The 15876-nt window shown below is 66.6% G+C and carries 22 protein-coding genes; 9 read left to right on the forward strand and 13 right to left on the reverse strand.

Annotated elements, in window-relative coordinates; all coding sequences use genetic code 11:
- Positions 1 to 26 precede the first annotated feature (26 nt).
- From ABB25_RS06630 to ABB25_RS06640, 4 genes are all read left to right on the forward strand, one after another.
- Positions 27 to 530, forward strand: coding sequence for a VanZ family protein (locus tag ABB25_RS06630; protein ID WP_160319417.1), 504 nt, complete (start codon positions 27 to 29; stop codon positions 528 to 530).
- 390 nt (positions 531 to 920) lie between these two features.
- Complete coding sequence (locus tag ABB25_RS15005; RefSeq protein ID WP_057665196.1) at positions 921 to 1376, forward strand: helix-turn-helix domain-containing protein; 456 nt, start codon at positions 921 to 923, stop codon at positions 1374 to 1376.
- A gap of 3 nt (positions 1377 to 1379) precedes the next feature.
- Entirely contained in the window at positions 1380 to 1532 is a 153-nt protein-coding gene (locus ABB25_RS14845) for a hypothetical protein (RefSeq protein WP_211259294.1), read from the forward strand.
- 46 nt (positions 1533 to 1578) lie between these two features.
- Complete coding sequence (locus ABB25_RS06640) at positions 1579 to 1953, forward strand: VapC50 family PIN domain-containing toxin (protein WP_211259295.1); 375 nt, start codon at positions 1579 to 1581, stop codon at positions 1951 to 1953.
- Positions 1954 to 2615: 662 nt separating this feature from the next.
- Here ABB25_RS06640 and ABB25_RS06645 read toward each other — a convergent pair.
- The 5 genes from ABB25_RS06645 to ABB25_RS06665 form a co-directional block, all read right to left on the reverse strand.
- Entirely contained in the window at positions 2616 to 3647 is a 1032-nt protein-coding gene (locus tag ABB25_RS06645; RefSeq protein ID WP_057665197.1) for an NAD(P)H-dependent glycerol-3-phosphate dehydrogenase, read from the reverse strand.
- A gap of 17 nt (positions 3648 to 3664) precedes the next feature.
- The gene (gene secB / locus ABB25_RS06650; RefSeq protein WP_057665199.1) at positions 3665 to 4186 is read right to left on the reverse strand and encodes a protein-export chaperone SecB; all 522 of its coding nucleotides are present in this window, start codon (positions 4184 to 4186) and stop codon (positions 3665 to 3667) included.
- Positions 4187 to 4286: 100 nt separating this feature from the next.
- Positions 4287 to 4724 (reverse strand): rhodanese-like domain-containing protein, encoded by a 438-nt coding sequence (locus tag ABB25_RS06655; protein ID WP_057665201.1) that lies wholly within the window; start codon positions 4722 to 4724, stop codon positions 4287 to 4289.
- A 49-nt stretch (positions 4725 to 4773) separates the two neighbouring features.
- Positions 4774 to 5196, reverse strand: a complete 423-nt coding sequence (locus ABB25_RS06660; RefSeq protein WP_057665203.1) for a hypothetical protein — start codon at positions 5194 to 5196, stop codon at positions 4774 to 4776.
- Positions 5193 to 5648, reverse strand: coding sequence for a YiiD C-terminal domain-containing protein (locus ABB25_RS06665; protein WP_057665361.1), 456 nt, complete (start codon positions 5646 to 5648; stop codon positions 5193 to 5195). Before ABB25_RS06665 ends, ABB25_RS06660 begins: the two co-directional genes overlap by 4 nt.
- A gap of 61 nt (positions 5649 to 5709) precedes the next feature.
- Here ABB25_RS06665 and ABB25_RS06670 point away from each other — a divergent pair, with 61 nt between their 5' ends.
- The 3 genes from ABB25_RS06670 to ABB25_RS06680 all read left to right on the forward strand — a co-directional run bounded on the left by ABB25_RS06670 (position 5710) and on the right by ABB25_RS06680 (position 8979).
- On the forward strand, positions 5710 to 6489 hold the full coding sequence (locus tag ABB25_RS06670; protein ID WP_057665205.1) for a uroporphyrinogen-III synthase: 780 nt from the start codon (positions 5710 to 5712) through the stop codon (positions 6487 to 6489).
- 83 nt (positions 6490 to 6572) lie between these two features.
- Positions 6573 to 7550 carry a uroporphyrinogen-III C-methyltransferase gene (locus tag ABB25_RS06675; RefSeq protein WP_083488155.1) on the forward strand — a complete coding sequence of 326 codons (978 nt, stop codon included), beginning with the start codon at positions 6573 to 6575 and terminating at the stop codon, positions 7548 to 7550.
- Positions 7551 to 7713: 163 nt separating this feature from the next.
- Positions 7714 to 8979, forward strand: a complete 1266-nt coding sequence (locus ABB25_RS06680) for a heme biosynthesis protein HemY (RefSeq protein ID WP_057665209.1) — start codon at positions 7714 to 7716, stop codon at positions 8977 to 8979.
- Positions 8980 to 9450: 471 nt separating this feature from the next.
- Here the strand turns inward: ABB25_RS06680 and ABB25_RS06685 are convergent, their stop codons facing one another.
- The gene (locus ABB25_RS06685; RefSeq protein WP_057665211.1) at positions 9451 to 9915 is read right to left on the reverse strand and encodes an REP-associated tyrosine transposase; all 465 of its coding nucleotides are present in this window, start codon (positions 9913 to 9915) and stop codon (positions 9451 to 9453) included.
- A 506-nt stretch (positions 9916 to 10421) separates the two neighbouring features.
- Positions 10422 to 11702, reverse strand: a complete 1281-nt coding sequence (locus ABB25_RS06690) for an acetyl-CoA C-acetyltransferase (protein WP_057665213.1) — start codon at positions 11700 to 11702, stop codon at positions 10422 to 10424.
- Between the two features lie 102 nt (positions 11703 to 11804).
- Between ABB25_RS06690 and ABB25_RS06695 the strand changes: the two genes are divergently transcribed.
- Positions 11805 to 12692 (forward strand): hypothetical protein, encoded by an 888-nt coding sequence (locus ABB25_RS06695; protein ID WP_057665214.1) that lies wholly within the window; start codon positions 11805 to 11807, stop codon positions 12690 to 12692.
- Positions 12693 to 12866: 174 nt separating this feature from the next.
- Positions 12867 to 13376 carry a lysozyme gene (locus ABB25_RS06700; RefSeq protein ID WP_057665363.1) on the forward strand — a complete coding sequence of 170 codons (510 nt, stop codon included), beginning with the start codon at positions 12867 to 12869 and terminating at the stop codon, positions 13374 to 13376.
- A 57-nt stretch (positions 13377 to 13433) separates the two neighbouring features.
- On the opposite strand, the gene ABB25_RS06705 is transcribed toward ABB25_RS06700, so the two are convergent.
- From ABB25_RS06705 to ABB25_RS06730, 6 genes are all read right to left on the reverse strand, one after another.
- A complete protein-coding gene (locus ABB25_RS06705; RefSeq protein WP_057665216.1) occupies positions 13434 to 13790 on the reverse strand; it encodes a hypothetical protein in 357 nt (118 codons plus the stop codon).
- Positions 13787 to 13999, reverse strand: coding sequence for a hypothetical protein (locus tag ABB25_RS06710; RefSeq protein ID WP_057665218.1), 213 nt, complete (start codon positions 13997 to 13999; stop codon positions 13787 to 13789). The genes ABB25_RS06705 and ABB25_RS06710 overlap by 4 nt, the downstream gene beginning before the upstream one ends.
- Before the next feature lies 1 nt (position 14000).
- Positions 14001 to 14411 carry a hypothetical protein gene (locus ABB25_RS06715; RefSeq protein WP_057665220.1) on the reverse strand — a complete coding sequence of 137 codons (411 nt, stop codon included), beginning with the start codon at positions 14409 to 14411 and terminating at the stop codon, positions 14001 to 14003.
- Positions 14411 to 14674 (reverse strand): hypothetical protein, encoded by a 264-nt coding sequence (locus ABB25_RS06720; protein WP_057665221.1) that lies wholly within the window; start codon positions 14672 to 14674, stop codon positions 14411 to 14413. Before ABB25_RS06720 ends, ABB25_RS06715 begins: the two co-directional genes overlap by 1 nt.
- Before the next feature lie 72 nt (positions 14675 to 14746).
- Entirely contained in the window at positions 14747 to 15313 is a 567-nt protein-coding gene (locus ABB25_RS06725; protein ID WP_057665223.1) for a DUF2589 domain-containing protein, read from the reverse strand.
- Positions 15314 to 15370: 57 nt separating this feature from the next.
- Positions 15371 to 15838, reverse strand: a complete 468-nt coding sequence (locus tag ABB25_RS06730) for a DUF2589 domain-containing protein (protein WP_057665227.1) — start codon at positions 15836 to 15838, stop codon at positions 15371 to 15373.
- Positions 15839 to 15876: the final 38 nt, after the last annotated feature.

Here is a 15876-nt window from a genome sequence, read left to right on the forward strand (position 1 = left end):
GGACCTTGGCTCCAGGAATGGGCGGCATGCTGAGCGATATCCTGCTGGCGCTGCTTGTGCTGGGTGCCGGAGCCTTCTTCGCCTACCGTGCATCGCCGGTGGCGCAGGCCGTACTTTTTGGCTCGGCAATGCTTGCCTCCGGGCTGTTGTTCCTGCCGGGCGAACAGATCACAGGGCTGGTAGGCGCCGAAGGTATCGGATGGTTGCGGCGCTGGGCAGCACACACGCCGTTTGATATATCCCAATGGACCCACTTCCTGATCTTTGCATGGCTTGGACTACTGCTCTGGCTGGGCCGTGTGGATCTTCGCGGCTGGAAGGCCTGGGCAATGGTGGCGGTACTGGCCATAGCGGCCGAACTGGCCCAGGGCCTTGCCCCTGGCCGGGCGCCACGGCTGGATGATGTAGTCACCAACCTGGTTGGCGGAGTGACCGGCCTACTGCTTGGCTCAGCGCTGGGAGTGCTGCTGGCCAGCATGCTGCAACGCTTGCGCCCACGCCTGGGCAAGCAGTCCGACGCGGAGCGATAGCGCCTGATGGGAGCAACGGCAAAGCCGGCGCAAAGCCGTCGCGGCGGGCGCCGCTCTTGCAGAAGCTGTGGGGCATCGAGGCGAAAGCATTTCGCGTGCGAGCACGCTCCCACAGAAGAAAGCAGCGGCGCATCGCAGCGAAGGGATTTCGCGTGCAAGCACGCTCCCACAAACAAAACAGCCGTGCATCCGGGGGCATCGCGGTGAAGGCGTTTCGCGTGCAAGCACGTTCCCACAAAAACCCGGTAAATCGCTCTTGTAGGAGCGCACTTGTGTGCGATGCCTGTGGGTGGTGGTACCGGTGGAGATGGCATTCAGTGCCGGTCTTGTTTCGTTTATTTCGTTTGGTGCTAGACTCACCCTCCCGCTGAACAACACGGGTAAGCACCCATGAGCGCCGCCCATTACCAACTCCCTCCCCTGCTGCCCAGCCAGCAGGATGCCGAACTGGCCCGCACCAGCAGCCGCCTGTTGGCCGCTTGCATCGGCCACGGGGAAACAGCACGCCTGCGGGTGATCGATGGCCAGGAGGAAATCGAGGTGCCAGTGGCAGCACTGCGGATGCTGGTGGATATCCTGGCCAACATGGCCGAGGGCAACGCCATCAACCTGGTGCCCATCCATGCCGAACTGACCACCCAGCAGGCTGCCGACTTCCTCGGGGTATCACGCCCGCACCTGGTGGGCCTGGTGGACAAGGGGGAGATCCCGCATCACAAGGCCGGTACCCACCGGCGTATTTTCTTCCGTGACTTGCTGGCCTACCGCGAAAAGCGCATGGGCAAAAGCCTGGAGGCACTGGACGCGTTGTCCGAACAGGCGCAGCAACTGGGCATGGGGTACTGAGACGTGGCATCGAACTTCGTGGCGGTGTTCGATGCCTGCGTGCTTTATCCGGCGCCGATCCGCGATCTACTGCTGCGGCTGGCGGTCACCGGGCTGTTCAGGGCGCGCTGGAGCGAACGTATTCACGACGAATGGATCCCAGGCGGTTCTGCGTAACCGGCAGGATCTCAAGCGCGAGCAGCTGGACCGGACCCGTGAGTTGATGGACCAGGCCGTACCGGACTGCCTGGTGAGTGGCTATGAAGGTATTGAAGCTACCCTCGCACTGCCTGACCCGGATGACCGCCATGTACTGGCGGCCGCGATCAAATGTGGCCCAGGTACCATCGTGACCTACAACCTGAAGGATTTCCCGGACCACCTGCTCGCCCCCTTGGGGCTATCTGCACAGCATCCGGATGAATTTCTCGAACATGCCTATGACCTGGACCCGGTCACTGTCTGCAAGGCCGTCCGCGATGCACGTACGGCGCTCAAACACCCTCCCCTGGCCGCCAACCAATTGCTGGATATCTACCAGGGCCTTGGCCTTGCCACGACCGTAGCCGCCCTGCGCACTCATATCGATACCCTTTGAACCACGGCGGTGCCGATGCACCTTGCCTGGGTGGCGATGGCGTAGGTCGCGGCGGGCGCCGCTGCTACCAAACAGCGGCGCATCGGGGGCATCGTGGCGAAGGCGTTTCGCGAGCAAGCTCGCTCCTACAAAAACCCGGTAAATCGCTCTTGTGGGAGCGCACCTGTGCGCGATGTTTGGATGGCGATGGCGTTGGTCGCGGCGGGCGCCGCTCCTACAAAACAGCCGCGCATTGGGGGCATCACGGCGAAGGCGTTTCGCGAGCAAGCTCGCTCCCACAGAAGCACGGTAAATCGCTCTTGTGGGAGCGCACTTGTGCGCGATGTTTGGATGGCGATGGCGTTGGTCGCGGCGGGCGCCGCTGCTACCAAACAGCGGCGCATTGGGGGCATCGTGGTGAAGGCGTTTCGCGTGCAAGCACGCTCCCACAAAAACCCGGTAAATCGCTCTTGTGGGAGCGCACTTGTGCGCGATGTTTGGATGGCGATGGCGTTGGTCGCGGCGGGCGCCGCTGCTACAAAACAGCGGCACATTGGGGCAGCGTGGCGAAGGCTTTTCGCGTGCAAGCACGCTCCCACAGAAGCACAAGCCCGCTCCTACAAAAACGCGTTGGATCGCTGTTGCAGGAGCGCACCTGTGCGTGACAGGTGTGCTGTGCGGGTTTATTCGCTCTTGAACAGGGTCTGTGGGTATTCGGCTTTCTGTTCGCGGGCCATCAGCTGTTTCAGGCCGTCGGCCGGGCTGAGTTCGCCGTGCAGCACCGAACGCACCGCGTTGGAGATGGGCAGTTCGATGCCGTGGCGTTCGGCCTGGCGCATCACTTCGTCGGCGGTCTGGATGGATTCGACCACCTGGCCGATCTCGGCCACGGCTTCGGCAATGCCCTTGCCACGGCCCAGGGCCAGGCCGAGGCGGCGGTTGCGCGAGAGGTCGCCGGTGCTGGTCAGCACCAGGTCGCCCAGGCCGGCCAAGCCCATCAGGGTTTCCGGACGGCCGCCGATCGCCGCGGCCAGCCGCAGCATCTCGTTCAGGCCACGGGTGATCAGGCCGGCGCGGGCGTTCAGGCCCAGTGCCATGCCATCGGCCACGCCGGTGGCCACAGCCAGCACGTTCTTCATCGCCCCGCCCAGCTCGGCGCCGACCATGTCGTTGCCGGTGTAGGCGCGGAACGCAGGCCCGTGCATCGCATCGGCAACGGTCTGGATGAAGGCCGGGTCATCGCCGTGCACGGTCACTGCGGTGGGCAGGCCCTGGGTCACTTCCTTGGCAAACGAGGGCCCGGTGACCACCGCCAGCGGTACGCCCTCGCCCAGTACTTCGGCGGCCACTTCATGCAGGAAACGGCCCGAGCCGGGCTCGAAGCCCTTGGTTGCCCAGGCCACGCCGACCCCGGCCGGCAACAGCGGCGCCAGCTTGCGCACGGTTTCCCCGAAGGCATGCGAGGGCACCACCACCAGCACCCAGGCGGCACCGGCCACGGCCTGGGCCATGTCGGTGGTGGCCCGCAGGTTCTGCGGCAGTGCCAGCCCCGGCAGGTAGCGCGGGTTCTCGTGCTGCTGGTCGATGGCGTCGATCACGGCCCGGTCGCGGCCCCACAACACGGTCGGGTGACCGTGTCGTGCGACCAGACTGGCCAGCGCCGTTCCCCAGGAACCGGAGCCGAGTACGGCAATCTTGGCGTGGCTGTCAGTCATGCAGTAACCGCAGCCGCTTACGCGTTGCCGGCCGGCTCGGCGTCGGCCAGGCTGGCGCCATCGGCCTGGGCCTGACGCTGGCGCAGGGTTTCGGCGTACAGGCCTTCGAAGTTGATCGGCTGCAGGTAGAACGGCGGGAAGCCGCCGGCCTGGATCAGGTCCGACACCAGGGTGCGCACGTACGGGAACAGGATCGCCGGGCACTGGGTGCCGAGCAGCACGTCGATGGCCTGCGGCTCCAGGCCGACCAGACCGAACGCACCGGCCTGCTGCACTTCGGCCACGTAGGCGGTCTTGTCACCGACCTTGCAGGTCAGGGTGACGCCGAGCACCACTTCAAACACCTGCTCGCTCAGGCGCTGGACGCGCTGGTTCAGGTTCAGCTGCAGGTCCGGCTGCACGTTTTCGCCGAAGATCGCCGGCGAATTCGGGGATTCGAAAGAAACGTCCTTGACGTAGATCTTCTCGATGGTGAAGGCCGGGCCGTTGGCGGTGTTTTCAGCCGGGGCGGCAACGCCGTTGGTGTTCTCTTCGGACATTTCTTAAGTACTCCGCAACGAATTACTGGGAAGAAGGATGAAGGGGTGCAGCAAGGCATAGCAATGGAGGCGCGTAGGCCAACATGCAAGGCCGGATCACTCAATTACGACCTTTGACCAACGGCAGGTCGGCGGCGGTCCATGCCGGCAGGCCACCATCGAGCACATGGATCTTTTCAAAACCGGCTTTCTTCAGCGCCTTGGCCGCGGCAACCGAGGCCACGCCGGTACGGTCCACCAGCACCACCGGCTGCTGTTTGGCGCTGGCCACCAGCTTGTGGGTCGGGCCGAACTGCTGGGGCTGGACATTGCGGCTGCCGGCGATATGGCCCTTTTCAAAGTCCACCGGGGCCGACAGGTCCACCAGCACGGCATTGCCGGCATTGATCAGCTGGGTCAACTCGGCCGGCTTGATGGCCTTGAAGCCACGGAACAGGCCGGCAATTTCGGTGTAGATAATCGCTACGGTCAGGCCCGCCAGGGCCAGCGACAACATCGGGTTACGGCCTGCAAAGGCCATCAGCTCTTCCACGTTCACTGACAGTCAATCCAAAAATTGGTCGTCGATTGTCGCACAAGCCACCGTTTCAGGGCTCCGGCCACAGGTCCGGCAGGCCGGAGGCCAGTTTCCAGCTGCGGTCCTCGGGCGACCATGCCCAGTATTCATCCACCACCACGCTGCGCTCGGCCAGGGTGTGCACATTGACCACGCTGAGCTCGGCACGCACGCGCAGCCGGCCATCGGGCTGCAGCGCCCGCGCACGCTCGCGGTAGCCGCTGATGCTGACCTGGGCCCAGCGGCTGCGCTGGAAACCATCCAGCCGCGCCAGTGCCTGCTCGCTCAGGAACGGCTCGCGCTCTTCCAGCTCGCCCCAGCGCATCGCATTGGCCCAGGCGATGTGCACCTGGTCGAAGCTGCGCATCGCCTTGCGTGGCGGGTTGGCCGCCATCGCCAGCAGCGGCAGCACCCCGGCCAGCAGGATCGCCAGCCACCACAGTCGCCTGTTCATGCCTGCTCCTTTGCCTTGGCCACGAAGCGCCCGCTCAGGGTGGCCGCTGGCCGGCCATCGGCCAGCACCTGCGCCACCAGGTTCACGCTGGCATGTCCGCGCTCGGCAAAGCGGGTCAGAAACACCTCCCAGCTGGCTTCCTCGTCCAGACGGGCGCTGGCCAGCAGGTCGCCATACAGCGGCGCCAGATAGCGCACCCGGCTGTCGGCGACATAGACATCGGCCTGCAGCCCGGCAGCGGCCAGCTCCAGCGATACCAGCCCCCAGCCGGACAGGGTCAGGACCGAGGCCAGGCTGCCGCCGAAGGCATTGCCCTTGTCATTGAGGTTGGCGGCCAGCGGCGCACGCAAGCTCAGCTGGTGGTTGTGGTAGTGATCCACCTCGATACCCAGCGCAACCACCGGTGGCATTGCCTTGAGGGTGGCGCTCAGTTGCGCCAGATGCTCTTGCATAGTGATTTCCCAAAACCCGGACACGCTGGCCAGCACGGCCAGGCCCCGCATAATGCCGCCAATGAGCCTTCCCGCACATCTCCCCCCTTCCTGGACCCTGCTCTCGCTGCGGCCGCGCGGCCAGCACGCGCCGCTGCGCCGCCTGGCCACGGCGGCCGGTGGCCGGCTGCTGGCGCTGTCGCCGTGGGCAATCGTGCCGCGCACCACGGCGGCCGACCGCCAGCAGCTGGCCGCGGCGCTGGCCTGCCCGCAGGTGCTGTTCACCAGCCCGGCGGCGGTGCAGGCGGCCAATGCCCTGCTGCCGCTGGCCGGCATCGACCCGCCACCGGCCTGGCTGGCGGTGGGCGAAGGCAGCGCCCATGCCCTGCGCCAGGCCGGGCTGGCACAGGTGCAGGCGCCACGGCAGATGGACAGCGAAGGCCTGCTCGCACTGCCGGCCCTGCGCGATCCACGCGGCCAGCGCATCGGCATGGTCAGCGCGCCGGGCGGGCGCGGGGTGATCGCCCGGACCCTGCAGCAACGCGGCGCGCAGGTGGTGCTGGCCGAGGTGTATGACCGCGTGCCGCTGCGCCTGCGCGGGCGCCAGCGCGCGCGGCTGAACCGGCTGCCGGCCAACAGCGTGCTGATGCTCAGCAGCGGCAAGGCACTGGAACAGCTGTGGGCGCAGCTGGAGCCACGCCAGCAGCAACAGCTGCGCCAGTGCACCACCATTGCCGCCAGTGCGCGGCTGGCGCAACAGGCGCGTGACCTCGGCTTTGCCCGCGTCCACCAGGCCAGCAGTGCGATGCCCGCCGACCTGTTCGCTGCCTGGCAGGCGCTGGCCTTGCCTGGCGGCGGCTGAAACTTGCGGCCCGCCCGGGCAAAGGGGATGCTTGCCCTTCCGGTTTGGCCCACCTCCCTTTTACGCTGTGACCTGACGTGGCAATGAGCGACCTTCCTACCGCGCCCCCTGTTCACCGCCCGCGCTGGCTCTGGCCGGTTGCCGGGGTGTTGATGGCAGTTGGCCTGCTGGCCGCCGGTACCGGCTATGTGCTGCAGCAGCGGCAGCAGGCCGACACCCTTGCCAGCCAGCTGCAGCAGCAGGTCGGCGCGCTGGAGCAGAGCCTGCAGGCGCTGCGTGCCGACCAGCGCGCCAATGCCCGGGCACTGCAGGATGCCGCCAGCGGCAACCGGCTGCTGCGCGATGAGGTGCTGGGCCTGTCCCAGCGCAATGCACTGCTGGAAGAGAACGTCGCCAGGCTCAGTGCCGACAGCCGCCAGAGCCTGCTGGCGCTGCGCCAGGACGAGGCCGAGGTGGTGCTCGGCCAGGCCCTGCAACGGCTCGAACATGGCCATGACCTGGACGGCGCACGCCGCCTGTACGGGCTGGCCGCCACCCTGCTGCAGGACCTGGAAGGCCCCGGCCTGCTCGACCTGCGCCAGGCCCTGGTGCAGGAAAAACGCGCCCTGGACGCGCTCGGTGAAGACCCCCGGCGCAGCCAGGCACGCGCGCTGGACCAGGTGCTCAAGACCCTGCTGACGCTGGAGCACCACAGCCAGGCCACCCCGGCGGCGCAGCTGCAGTGGTGGCAGCGCCTGCTTTCGCCGCTGGTGGAAATCCATCCCAGCGATGCCAGCGTGTTGCTGGCCGATGCCCAGCGCGTGCACGGCCTGGATGCGCTGCAACTGGAAGCCAGCCTGGCCCGCGCCGCGCTGGAACGTGGCGACCAGGAAGGCTGGGCGCGCGCGGTGGCCCGGATCAACGACTGGGTGGTACGCCTGTGGCCGGACAGCCCGGCCCGCCAACGCCAGCAGCAGGCGCTGGAAAACATGCGCCAGACCTCGCTTTCCCTGACCTCGGCAGAGTTGGGCTCGACCCTGCGCCAGATGCGTCAGCTACGCCAGGGGGGTAGCGCTGAATGAAACTGTTCCGTGCGGTTGCAGCCAACCACCCGACGCTGCGCCCGGGGCCGGAAAACCCGGCCCGCCCACACCTGCCGCAGGCACCGGCAACAAGGTGCCAGCACCCGCTTTCCCTGAGCTTCGCCGGGCCCGGCTCGGCCCTGCGCCATGGAGGTACCACTGCATGAAACTGTTCCGTGCTGTTCTGGCCCTGGTCCTGATCTGTGCCGTGGCGATCCTGGGCGCGCAATGGCTCAACGACCCCAGCCTGAGCCGGTTTGGCCAGGTCATCGTGTCGGTCGGGGGCAACGACTACGTCTCCACCCTGCCCAAGGCCGGCCTGCTGCTGCTGATCGCCGGCCTGCTGCTGTGGCTGCTGTGGACCTTGCTGGCCGCGCCGTTCCGTGTCTGGGTGCGCTACCGCCGCAAGCAGGCCCGTGCACGCCTGATCGATGGCCTGAGCGCGCTGCACCATGGCCGCTGGCTGGCTGGTGAAAAACTGCTGCTATCGGCGGCCGGCGAGGCCGAGGTCGGCCCGGTTGCGCTGTCGGCGGCATTGCGGGCGGCCGACAAGCGCGGTGATGAAGCCGCCGCCCAGCGCCACCTGCAGCGGCTGCAGGAGATCGATCCCCTGCGTCATGCCCTGCTCCAGGCCCGCCGCCTGCTGCTGCGGCAACAGCCCGACGAGGCCCTGGCCCTGCTCGATACACCCGCCCTGCAGCCGCTGCCGCCGCGCGGCCAGGTGCTGCGCCAACGCGCGCTGCTGGCACTGGGCCGGGCCGAGGAGGCTTACGGGCTGCTCGGTGCGCTGCGCAGCCAACAGGCCCTGACCGTCGAGCAGCTGGCCACACTGGAAGCGCCGATCGCCAGCCAGATGCTCAGCGAGGCCGGCGATGTCACCCGCCTGGCCGAACACTGGGAAGCACTGGCCAAACCGTTGCGCCAGCAGCCGCAGGTCACCGCCGCCTATGTCCAGCGTGCAATCGCCCTGGGCTGGCACGAACCGGCCGCACGCGCACTGGAACAGGCCCTGGAGGCCCAGTGGGCACCGGAGCTGCTGCCGCTGCTGGTACCGCTGGATGCCGGCGCCGAGCCACAGGCGCTGGAACAACGCCTGCAACGCTGGCTGCACAGCCACCCGGAAGACCCGGCACTGCTGCTGGCCGCCGCGCAGATTGCCTGCCGCCACCAGCAGTGGCCACAGGCCCAGACCCTGCTGCAACAGGCATTGGCCGCCGGTGCCGGCGCACCGGCCTGGGAAACCCTGGGCCAGCTGCATGCCGCCCAGGATGACCACGCCCGCGCCAGCCAGTGCCTGCTCAATGCCCTGCGGCTGCAGCACGGCGAACCGGTACAGCCACTGGAACCGGCCACGACAACGGCAGCGCCTGCGGCCGTCGAACAACGCGACCAGCACGGCCTGCCCCACCTCAGCGACGACCCCGCCTGACCGGCGGGGCCGACCGGCAAGAAACCAACGCCCCGCCTCACCCGCGGGGCTGCCCTACGCCCGCTACCGGCACCCACCCGCCGCCTGCGCGCCCCCAGCCCCACCCGCAATGCCTTCATGCCGGTTTTGTGGGAGCGAGCCTGCTCGCGAAACTTTTCGCTTTTGTGGCAGCCGAGCTTGCTCACGAAGCTTGCCACTGCTCATCGTGCGCAAGCGCACTCCCACACAAGCCACATGCCCCACTCAACCGATGGCGTTCATGCAGGTTTTTTGTGGGAGCGAGCTTGCTCGCGAAACTTTTCGCTTTTGTGGCAGCCGAGCTTGCTCACGGCTTGCCACTGCTCATCGTGCGCAAGCGCACTCCCACACAAGCCATATGCCCCACGCGACCGATGCTTCCATACCGGTTTTTGTGGGAGCGAACTTGCTCGCGAAGCTCTTGTGGGACTCAGTCAGCGATGAGTAGGTAAATCAAAACAACACCGCATCCCACCAGGGATACAAACCACACCGACTGACCAATCCCGCACGCACAGGGTTGCCTACGATATAGCGGGCAACCTGCAGCAGATCCTCCTCCTGACGCACGGCGTGGTCATGGAAGCCCTTCTCCCAAACAGGTCTGGCCACACCCTCCGGCAGGTGCCGGGTGGTTGTCGACTTCAAGCGTGCGACCCACTGTGACAGGGTGATCCGACCCCCCAATTGCAAAAGCCCATGCCAGTGATCGGGCATGAGCACCCAACTCAGCAACTCCCCATCCGGTGTATGGGCAAGTGCGGCGATGGCACGGCAGCAGTGCACGGCGATGGCAGGATCGGCGAACAGCGGCAGCCTGTCGTGGGTAGTGAAGGTCAACAGGTAGACCTGGCCGGGCGCCGACCATCTGCCCTGTCGCAAGGCGGCATAGCCTGGTTTGTCGAATGAGCCTGTCATGCGCTGAGGATGCCCATGGGCAGTGGGCAACCATGCAGGAGGACAGCGCTTGAATACCTGGGCAACAGGGAACCCGGGCTGTCAGTGCTTCTGCCATCGCGCGCAAGCGCGCTCCCACAACAGCTGCGACCCTGGGTGGTGCAACCCCACCTGGCAGCGATGCCGTTGCTTTTGTGGGGAGCCTGCTCGCGGTGGTGGGATATCTTGATGGCCCGGGTCGCGGCGGGCGCCGCACCTACAACGGCGATCAACCACGCAGATTGACCAGGACAGTTGACTCCCACACGAGCTACCTGTTCGGCTCGGTCAATGCTTTCATGCCGCTTTTGTAGGAGCGAGCTTGCTCGCGATGCTTGCCACTGCCCGTGGTGCGCAAGCGCACTCCCACACAAGCCACATGCCCCACGCGACCGATGCTTCCATGCCGGCTTTTGTGGGGGCGAGCCTGCTCACGATGCTTTGTGCAGTTGTTGAAGCCTCCCGGTGGCGAGGCTTCCGGGCTGCACTCAGCGTTCGACGATGGCGACCACGCCCATGCCACCGGCGGTGCAGATCGACACCAGCGCACGGCCACCGCCGCGCTGGGCCAGCTGCTTGGCGGCGGCGGCAATCACCCGGCCACCGGTGGCGGCAAACGGGTGGCCGGCGGCCAGCGAGGAGCCCATCGGGTTGATTTTGGCCGGATCAATCGCGCCCAGCGGTGCGTCAAGGCCCAGCCGCTCGCGGCAGTAATCGGCACTTTCCCAGGCACGCAGCGTGCACAGCACCTGGGCAGCAAACGCCTCGTGGATTTCGTAGATGTCAAAATCCTGCAGGGTCAGGTTGTTGCGCTTGAGGATCTCGGCCACGGCGATGGTCGGCGCCATCAGCAGGCCTTCACCGTGGACGAAATCCACCGCCGAAACGTGTGCATCGCGCAGGTACGCCTGCACCTCCAGGCCGTTGTCCACCGCCCACTGCTCGCTGCCCAGCAGCACCGCCGAGGCACCGTCGGTGAGCGGGGTGGAGTTGGCGGCGGTCAGCGTGCCACGGCCGGACACCTTGTCGAAGGCCGGCTTCAGGGTTGCCAGCTTTTCCAGGTTGGTATCCGGACGCAGGATGTTGTCGCGCTCGACACCGCGGAACGGCACCACCATGTCGCTGAAGAAACCGGATTCATACGCGGCGGCCAGCTTCTTGTGCGAGGAAACCGCCCAGGCATCCTGGTCTTCGCGGCTGATGTTCCACTGCTTGGCCATGTCCTCGCAGTGCGCGCCCATGCTCTTGCCGGTGCGCGGTTCGGCCACGCCGGGAAATTCCGGCTTGAGCTCGGAAAACCGGAAGCCGCTGACCAAGGCCTTGATCTTGTCGCCGGTGGTCTTGGCACGGTTGGCGGCCAACAGCCGGCTGCGCAGGGCCTTGCCGTAGACGATCGGCACATCGGAGGTGGTATCCGAGCCACCACCGATGCCGGATTCGATCTGGCCGACGGCGATCTTGTTGGCCACGGTGATGATGCTGTCCAGCGAGGTGCCGCAGGCGCGCTGCAGGGTGATGCCCGGGGTCAATGGCGACAGCCCCGAGGACAGTGCCGCCTCGCGGCCGAGGTTCCAGTCCGACGGATGCTTGATCACCGCGCCCATCGCCACTTCGCCCAGCTGCTTGCCATGCAGGCCGAAACGCTCCACCAGCGCGCCCAGGGTACGCACACTCATGCCGAGGTTGCCGACATCCGCGTAAGCGGTGTTCTGGCGGCAGAACGGAATGCGGACACCGCCCAGGATGGCGACACGGCGAACAGTAGACATGGACACACCTTGCAGGATGAAGGGCAACGACCCCTGCACAGCGCGTGCAGGCATAATGGCCAAAGTGTAGCTGTACGCCCCCGTAGGGGCCAGACTGGAGCCATGAGCAATCACTTCCCGAAAGACCACGCCCTGGGCCTGCTCGCGTTGGAGCTGGCCGGTGGCGACACCCCGCAGCATGCCGCGCTGGACACCACCGCCGCCGGCAACCTCGCCGCCCTGGTCGGCCGTGATCTGGCCAAGCTGGTACCGCAGGCGCCGGAACTGGATTTCGTCTTCGCCGCTGCGCATTTCGACCCGGCCGAGGTACTGCGCCCGGGTTGGGCCGTGCACCGCCGTTTTGCCGACCTGCAGCAGCGCGCACCGGGCAAGGATGAGGGCCCGCGGGTGCTGGCCTTTGGCACCGACGCCAACGGCGAGGTGCCGATGCCGCTGCAGGCCAACCCGGAACTGACCGGTGGCGGCCTGCGGGTGGTGCCGTTCCTGCTTTCCGGCAGTGATGCGGCCGTGGTCCAGAGCGTGCGCGAGGCGCTGGAAGAGGTGCTGCTGGCCAATGGCATGGCGCAGCCGGACACCGCGCTGCTGGCCCAGAATGCCTTCGGTGCCCGGATCGAGCATGCGCGCTATTTCACCGTGCACGACCTGGCCGCGATGATGGCCATGCAGTACGACAACCAGGGCCTGGGCGCGCTGTGGCCGCTGATCGAAACCGCGCTGCTGGCGCCGGAGCAGGAACAATGGCTGGATGCGGCCCCCGAGCCGCTGCTGCGCTACGCCGGCGGGGAAGTGCGCATGGCCCTGTTCGACCCGCAAAGCTGGTGCGAGCACTACCAGCATGAGCGCGCCGATTTCGAGCGTCTGAGCCGGGTGTACGAACAGTTCCTGATCCGCCAGCGGCAGATGGCCGCGGTGCTGGAAGCCCACGGCCTGGATGTGCTCTACGTACACGTCCGCAGCGGCCAGGACGCCCGCCAGCTGATCGGCCACTGAGCCCGGCACGTGCTGCCCCCGAACCGGCCCCCAGGGCCGGTTTTTTCATGCCCGGGCCAATGGCGGCGGGGCTTTGCACCACCCGGCACAGCGTCTGCGCCAGCCGGGCAAACCCGGTGCAATGCCACTGGGTATACCGGTCAGGTGCAATCGGCACGCGACCACAACATCCTCATGCACGAACATTTCGATGGCGCCAAAGCGCTGAGCCAGGCCGGCCTGGCCTGGCTGCAGAAAGCCGAAGGGCTGCGGCTTGCCCCCTATGATGACCAGACCGGCAAGCCCTGCCGGCAGTGGGTGGCCGGTGCGACCATCGGCTATGGGCATCTGATCAGCCGCGAGCAATGGCCGCAGTATTGCCACGGCATCAGCCAGGGCCAGGCCGGGCAGCTGCTGCAGCAGGACCTGCGTCCGTTCGAGAAGACCGTGCTTGCCGGTGTGCGCCGGGCACTGCGGCCGCATCAGTTCGATGCGCTGGTAGGGCTGTGCTTCAACATCGGCGGCAAGGCCTTTGCCAGCTCCTCGGTGCTCAAGCTGGTCAACGACCCGGCTGCACCCACGCCCTACCCCGACCTGGAGGCGGCATGGAAAGCCTGGTCGCGTTCACAGGGCAAGACCATGCCCGGGCTGCTGCGCCGGCGCAGCGAGGAGCTGGCGATCTACCTGCACGCGCGCTACCCGTGAACCCACCGGGGCCCTGGCGCAGCCGGGCCCCGGATGACTGCCGCCGGCGGTGGCCGGTCAAGGCCGCAGCGTGGCCTGCAACACGTTGGCGTCAATCACCGTCAGCCGGTCGAGCTGATTGCACAAACCACTGAACTTCAGCGGCTGGACCTGGTACTGGCCATTTTCGACATAGCGCCCGATCACCGTGCACTGGGCCTGGTTCAGGCGCAGGGCCAGGTCGTTGACATCCAGCCAGAGCGAACGCCCGGCATGGGCGCGGACATGATCGATGGCGGCCTGGCCACGATGGACCACCACCTCCAGCTGCTGCTGCTCGACCAGCATCAACGCCGGGCTCGACTGCGCCCGTGCCGGCAGGCACACGGCCACTGACAACAGCGATGAGGCCACAATCCAATTGAGTGTTTTCATAACCCTCCCAGGGTGATTGAAAAAGCCTGCCAGGCGGCAAGGGACAACACCATCAACAGCAGCAACCCGGCGGCAGCCAGCAGCGCACGGCGTTGCCGCTGCCGACGGCGGCGATGGGCCAGTTCGGCCGCCACCAGCGGCCACAGCAGGCGGGTGGTTTCCGGGTCCAGCGCGATCCTGCAGCGCGCTTGCTGCCACGGCCATGCCATCTCAGTCCTCCTCCAGCGCGATGGAGACATCCCGCAGCAGGCAGTGGTCAAACCACATCCGCAGCCGGCAGCAGATATCGATATCGGCCTGGATCAGCAGCTGGTGCGTCGCCGCCCGCCGGTCCAGCTCCAGCCACAACCGCGGCTGGCCCTGGTGATCGGTTCCGGCATCCTGCACCCGGCAACGCAGCTGCAACTGCAGGCGGCGCGGCTGTATCCCATGGCGGTTGATCAAGCCACGCAGCGCCTGCTGCCGGGTCTGCCACTGGCCATCGCGCAGGGTGGTGACCGACACGCTGGCACCGATCCCCAGTTGGCGGCACAGCTGCTGGCTGTGCAGCTGCCGGCAGCTGCGGTGGGCACCAACCAGCGCATCCACCACCCCCTGCGCGAGCTGATCCAGATCGTGCATCACGGCTGCTCCTGCAGCCACACCGGACGCCGCGCAAAACCAACGTGGTAGCACAGCCACTGCATCACCACCTGGTGCTCACCGAGCTGGAGCAGGGTAAAACTGCGCTCGATACCGACAATCGAGCCGCGTGGCGATTCGTTGAGGCAGCGGTTGAGCAGTGCCTGGCTCTGCGCCAGCTCCTGCTCGGTCTGCATCCGTGACGGATTGCTGCTGCCAATCACGATCCGCTTGATGTAACGCACGTCACTCAGGTCAACCATGCTCTGTCCTCCTGCACCCGCGCGCCGTTGCGATCACCCCTGGCCGCTGGGTGATCGCACGCCGGGCCGTGCTTACGGCGTTACCGGTAGCGGGGTCGAGATCGAGGCCTGCAGGATATCCAGCACCCGCGCCAGGCCTTCGGGAAGGCCACGGTCCTCGGCATGCAGCTGCACATGGTATTTGGCCGAGTTGTCGCTGCTGCGGGTGTTTTCGCGGGCCGTGCTGACCGAGCCCTGGATGCTCACCTTCGCGCCCCAGCCGCTCCACGACGCGTTCGCAGTGGCCGAGGCCTGGGTGTTGCTCTTCTCGGCAAACGAGGACTTCACCTCCATGTCAAAGGTGATGTCCAACGAGGTGATCCCCAGGCTGGGAACCTTCACCACGGCCAGCATCGGCACCTCCAGCGACACTTCTTCGCTGCCACTCTGGATGCCGTTGGCATCGTAGGTCGGACGCTTGTACTTGAATTCGCTCATGCGTGCCTTGCCATCCTCCAGCTGCCCCACCTGCTTGATGAAGTCAGCGGTGGCCTGGGCCAGCTGTACCTGTGAATCACAGGCCGCCTTGAGCGGGGCACCGATCAGTGTTTCCATCGGCAGGCCCTTGAACTGGTCAACAACACTTGCGGCATTAGCCATTGCAACTCTCCTTATTTACGGCGGCGACCACCTGCACACTGCAGGCAGCACCCGGGATCACCTGTCGATGAAACCCTGGGTCTTGGCGAGGTGATCCAGAAGCCGGGAACGGCCATCGCCGGCCTCCACGGCTTCCAGCTCCAGACGGATCCGCACGCTGCCTTCGTTGCTGTTGTTGGCCAGCACCAGTGCCAGCTCCGGCACCGCGGCAGCGGCACCGCTGCCCTGCGCATCGCCAGGCTGTGCGGTGGCCTTGTTGCCCAGGTCAGCCAGTTCCGCACGCAGTTCCAGATGTGCATTCTTGATCCGCAACTGGCTGTTGGGCAGCAGCGGCAGCAACGGTGCGCTGTACCAGTCCTCGGCATCGGCAGCGGCATCGGGGCGTAGCGAACGGGTGCGGATGGTCAGGCTGTGCGGCCGGCCGTCGGGATCGAAATAACGATCCAGGCCCGCCACTTGATGGTCTTCGACCTGCTGCTGCGCCTGCACCACCGCCGTTGCCAGCGACTGCACCAGCTGGCTCAAAGTGATTGCTGTTGCTGCGACCATCTGCCCCCCTCAAT

The organism is Stenotrophomonas koreensis (assembly GCF_001431525.1).
GTDB classification, from domain to species: Bacteria; Pseudomonadota; Gammaproteobacteria; order Xanthomonadales; family Xanthomonadaceae; genus Stenotrophomonas; species Stenotrophomonas koreensis.

Excerpts from the sequence above, each read along its gene's own strand:
- ABB25_RS06695 (WP_057665214.1), top strand. The coding sequence starts at position 11,805 with ATGAGCAATCACTTCCCGAAAGACCACGCCCTGGGCCTGCTCGCGTTG.
- ABB25_RS06630 (WP_160319417.1), top strand. The coding sequence starts at position 27 with ATGCTGAGCGATATCCTGCTGGCGCTGCTTGTGCTGGGTGCCGGAGCC.
- ABB25_RS06645 (WP_057665197.1), bottom strand. The coding sequence starts at position 3,647 with ATGACTGACAGCCACGCCAAGATTGCCGTACTCGGCTCCGGTTCCTGG.
- ABB25_RS06670 (WP_057665205.1), top strand. The coding sequence starts at position 5,710 with ATGAGCCTTCCCGCACATCTCCCCCCTTCCTGGACCCTGCTCTCGCTG.
- ABB25_RS06680 (WP_057665209.1), top strand. The coding sequence starts at position 7,714 with ATGAAACTGTTCCGTGCTGTTCTGGCCCTGGTCCTGATCTGTGCCGTG.
- ABB25_RS06675 (WP_083488155.1), top strand. The coding sequence starts at position 6,573 with ATGAGCGACCTTCCTACCGCGCCCCCTGTTCACCGCCCGCGCTGGCTC.
- ABB25_RS06720 (WP_057665221.1), bottom strand. The coding sequence starts at position 14,674 with ATGGTTGACCTGAGTGACGTGCGTTACATCAAGCGGATCGTGATTGGC.
- ABB25_RS06685 (WP_057665211.1), bottom strand. The coding sequence starts at position 9,915 with ATGACAGGCTCATTCGACAAACCAGGCTATGCCGCCTTGCGACAGGGC.
- ABB25_RS06725 (WP_057665223.1), bottom strand. The coding sequence starts at position 15,313 with ATGGCTAATGCCGCAAGTGTTGTTGACCAGTTCAAGGGCCTGCCGATG.
- ABB25_RS15005 (WP_057665196.1), top strand. The coding sequence starts at position 921 with ATGAGCGCCGCCCATTACCAACTCCCTCCCCTGCTGCCCAGCCAGCAG.
- ABB25_RS06640 (WP_211259295.1), top strand. The coding sequence starts at position 1,579 with ATGGACCAGGCCGTACCGGACTGCCTGGTGAGTGGCTATGAAGGTATT.
- ABB25_RS06665 (WP_057665361.1), bottom strand. The coding sequence starts at position 5,648 with ATGCAAGAGCATCTGGCGCAACTGAGCGCCACCCTCAAGGCAATGCCA.
- secB (WP_057665199.1), bottom strand. The coding sequence starts at position 4,186 with ATGTCCGAAGAGAACACCAACGGCGTTGCCGCCCCGGCTGAAAACACC.
- ABB25_RS06700 (WP_057665363.1), top strand. The coding sequence starts at position 12,867 with ATGCACGAACATTTCGATGGCGCCAAAGCGCTGAGCCAGGCCGGCCTG.
- ABB25_RS06705 (WP_057665216.1), bottom strand. The coding sequence starts at position 13,790 with ATGAAAACACTCAATTGGATTGTGGCCTCATCGCTGTTGTCAGTGGCC.
- ABB25_RS06710 (WP_057665218.1), bottom strand. The coding sequence starts at position 13,999 with ATGGCATGGCCGTGGCAGCAAGCGCGCTGCAGGATCGCGCTGGACCCG.
- ABB25_RS06690 (WP_057665213.1), bottom strand. The coding sequence starts at position 11,702 with ATGTCTACTGTTCGCCGTGTCGCCATCCTGGGCGGTGTCCGCATTCCG.
- ABB25_RS06715 (WP_057665220.1), bottom strand. The coding sequence starts at position 14,411 with ATGCACGATCTGGATCAGCTCGCGCAGGGGGTGGTGGATGCGCTGGTT.
- ABB25_RS06660 (WP_057665203.1), bottom strand. The coding sequence starts at position 5,196 with ATGAACAGGCGACTGTGGTGGCTGGCGATCCTGCTGGCCGGGGTGCTG.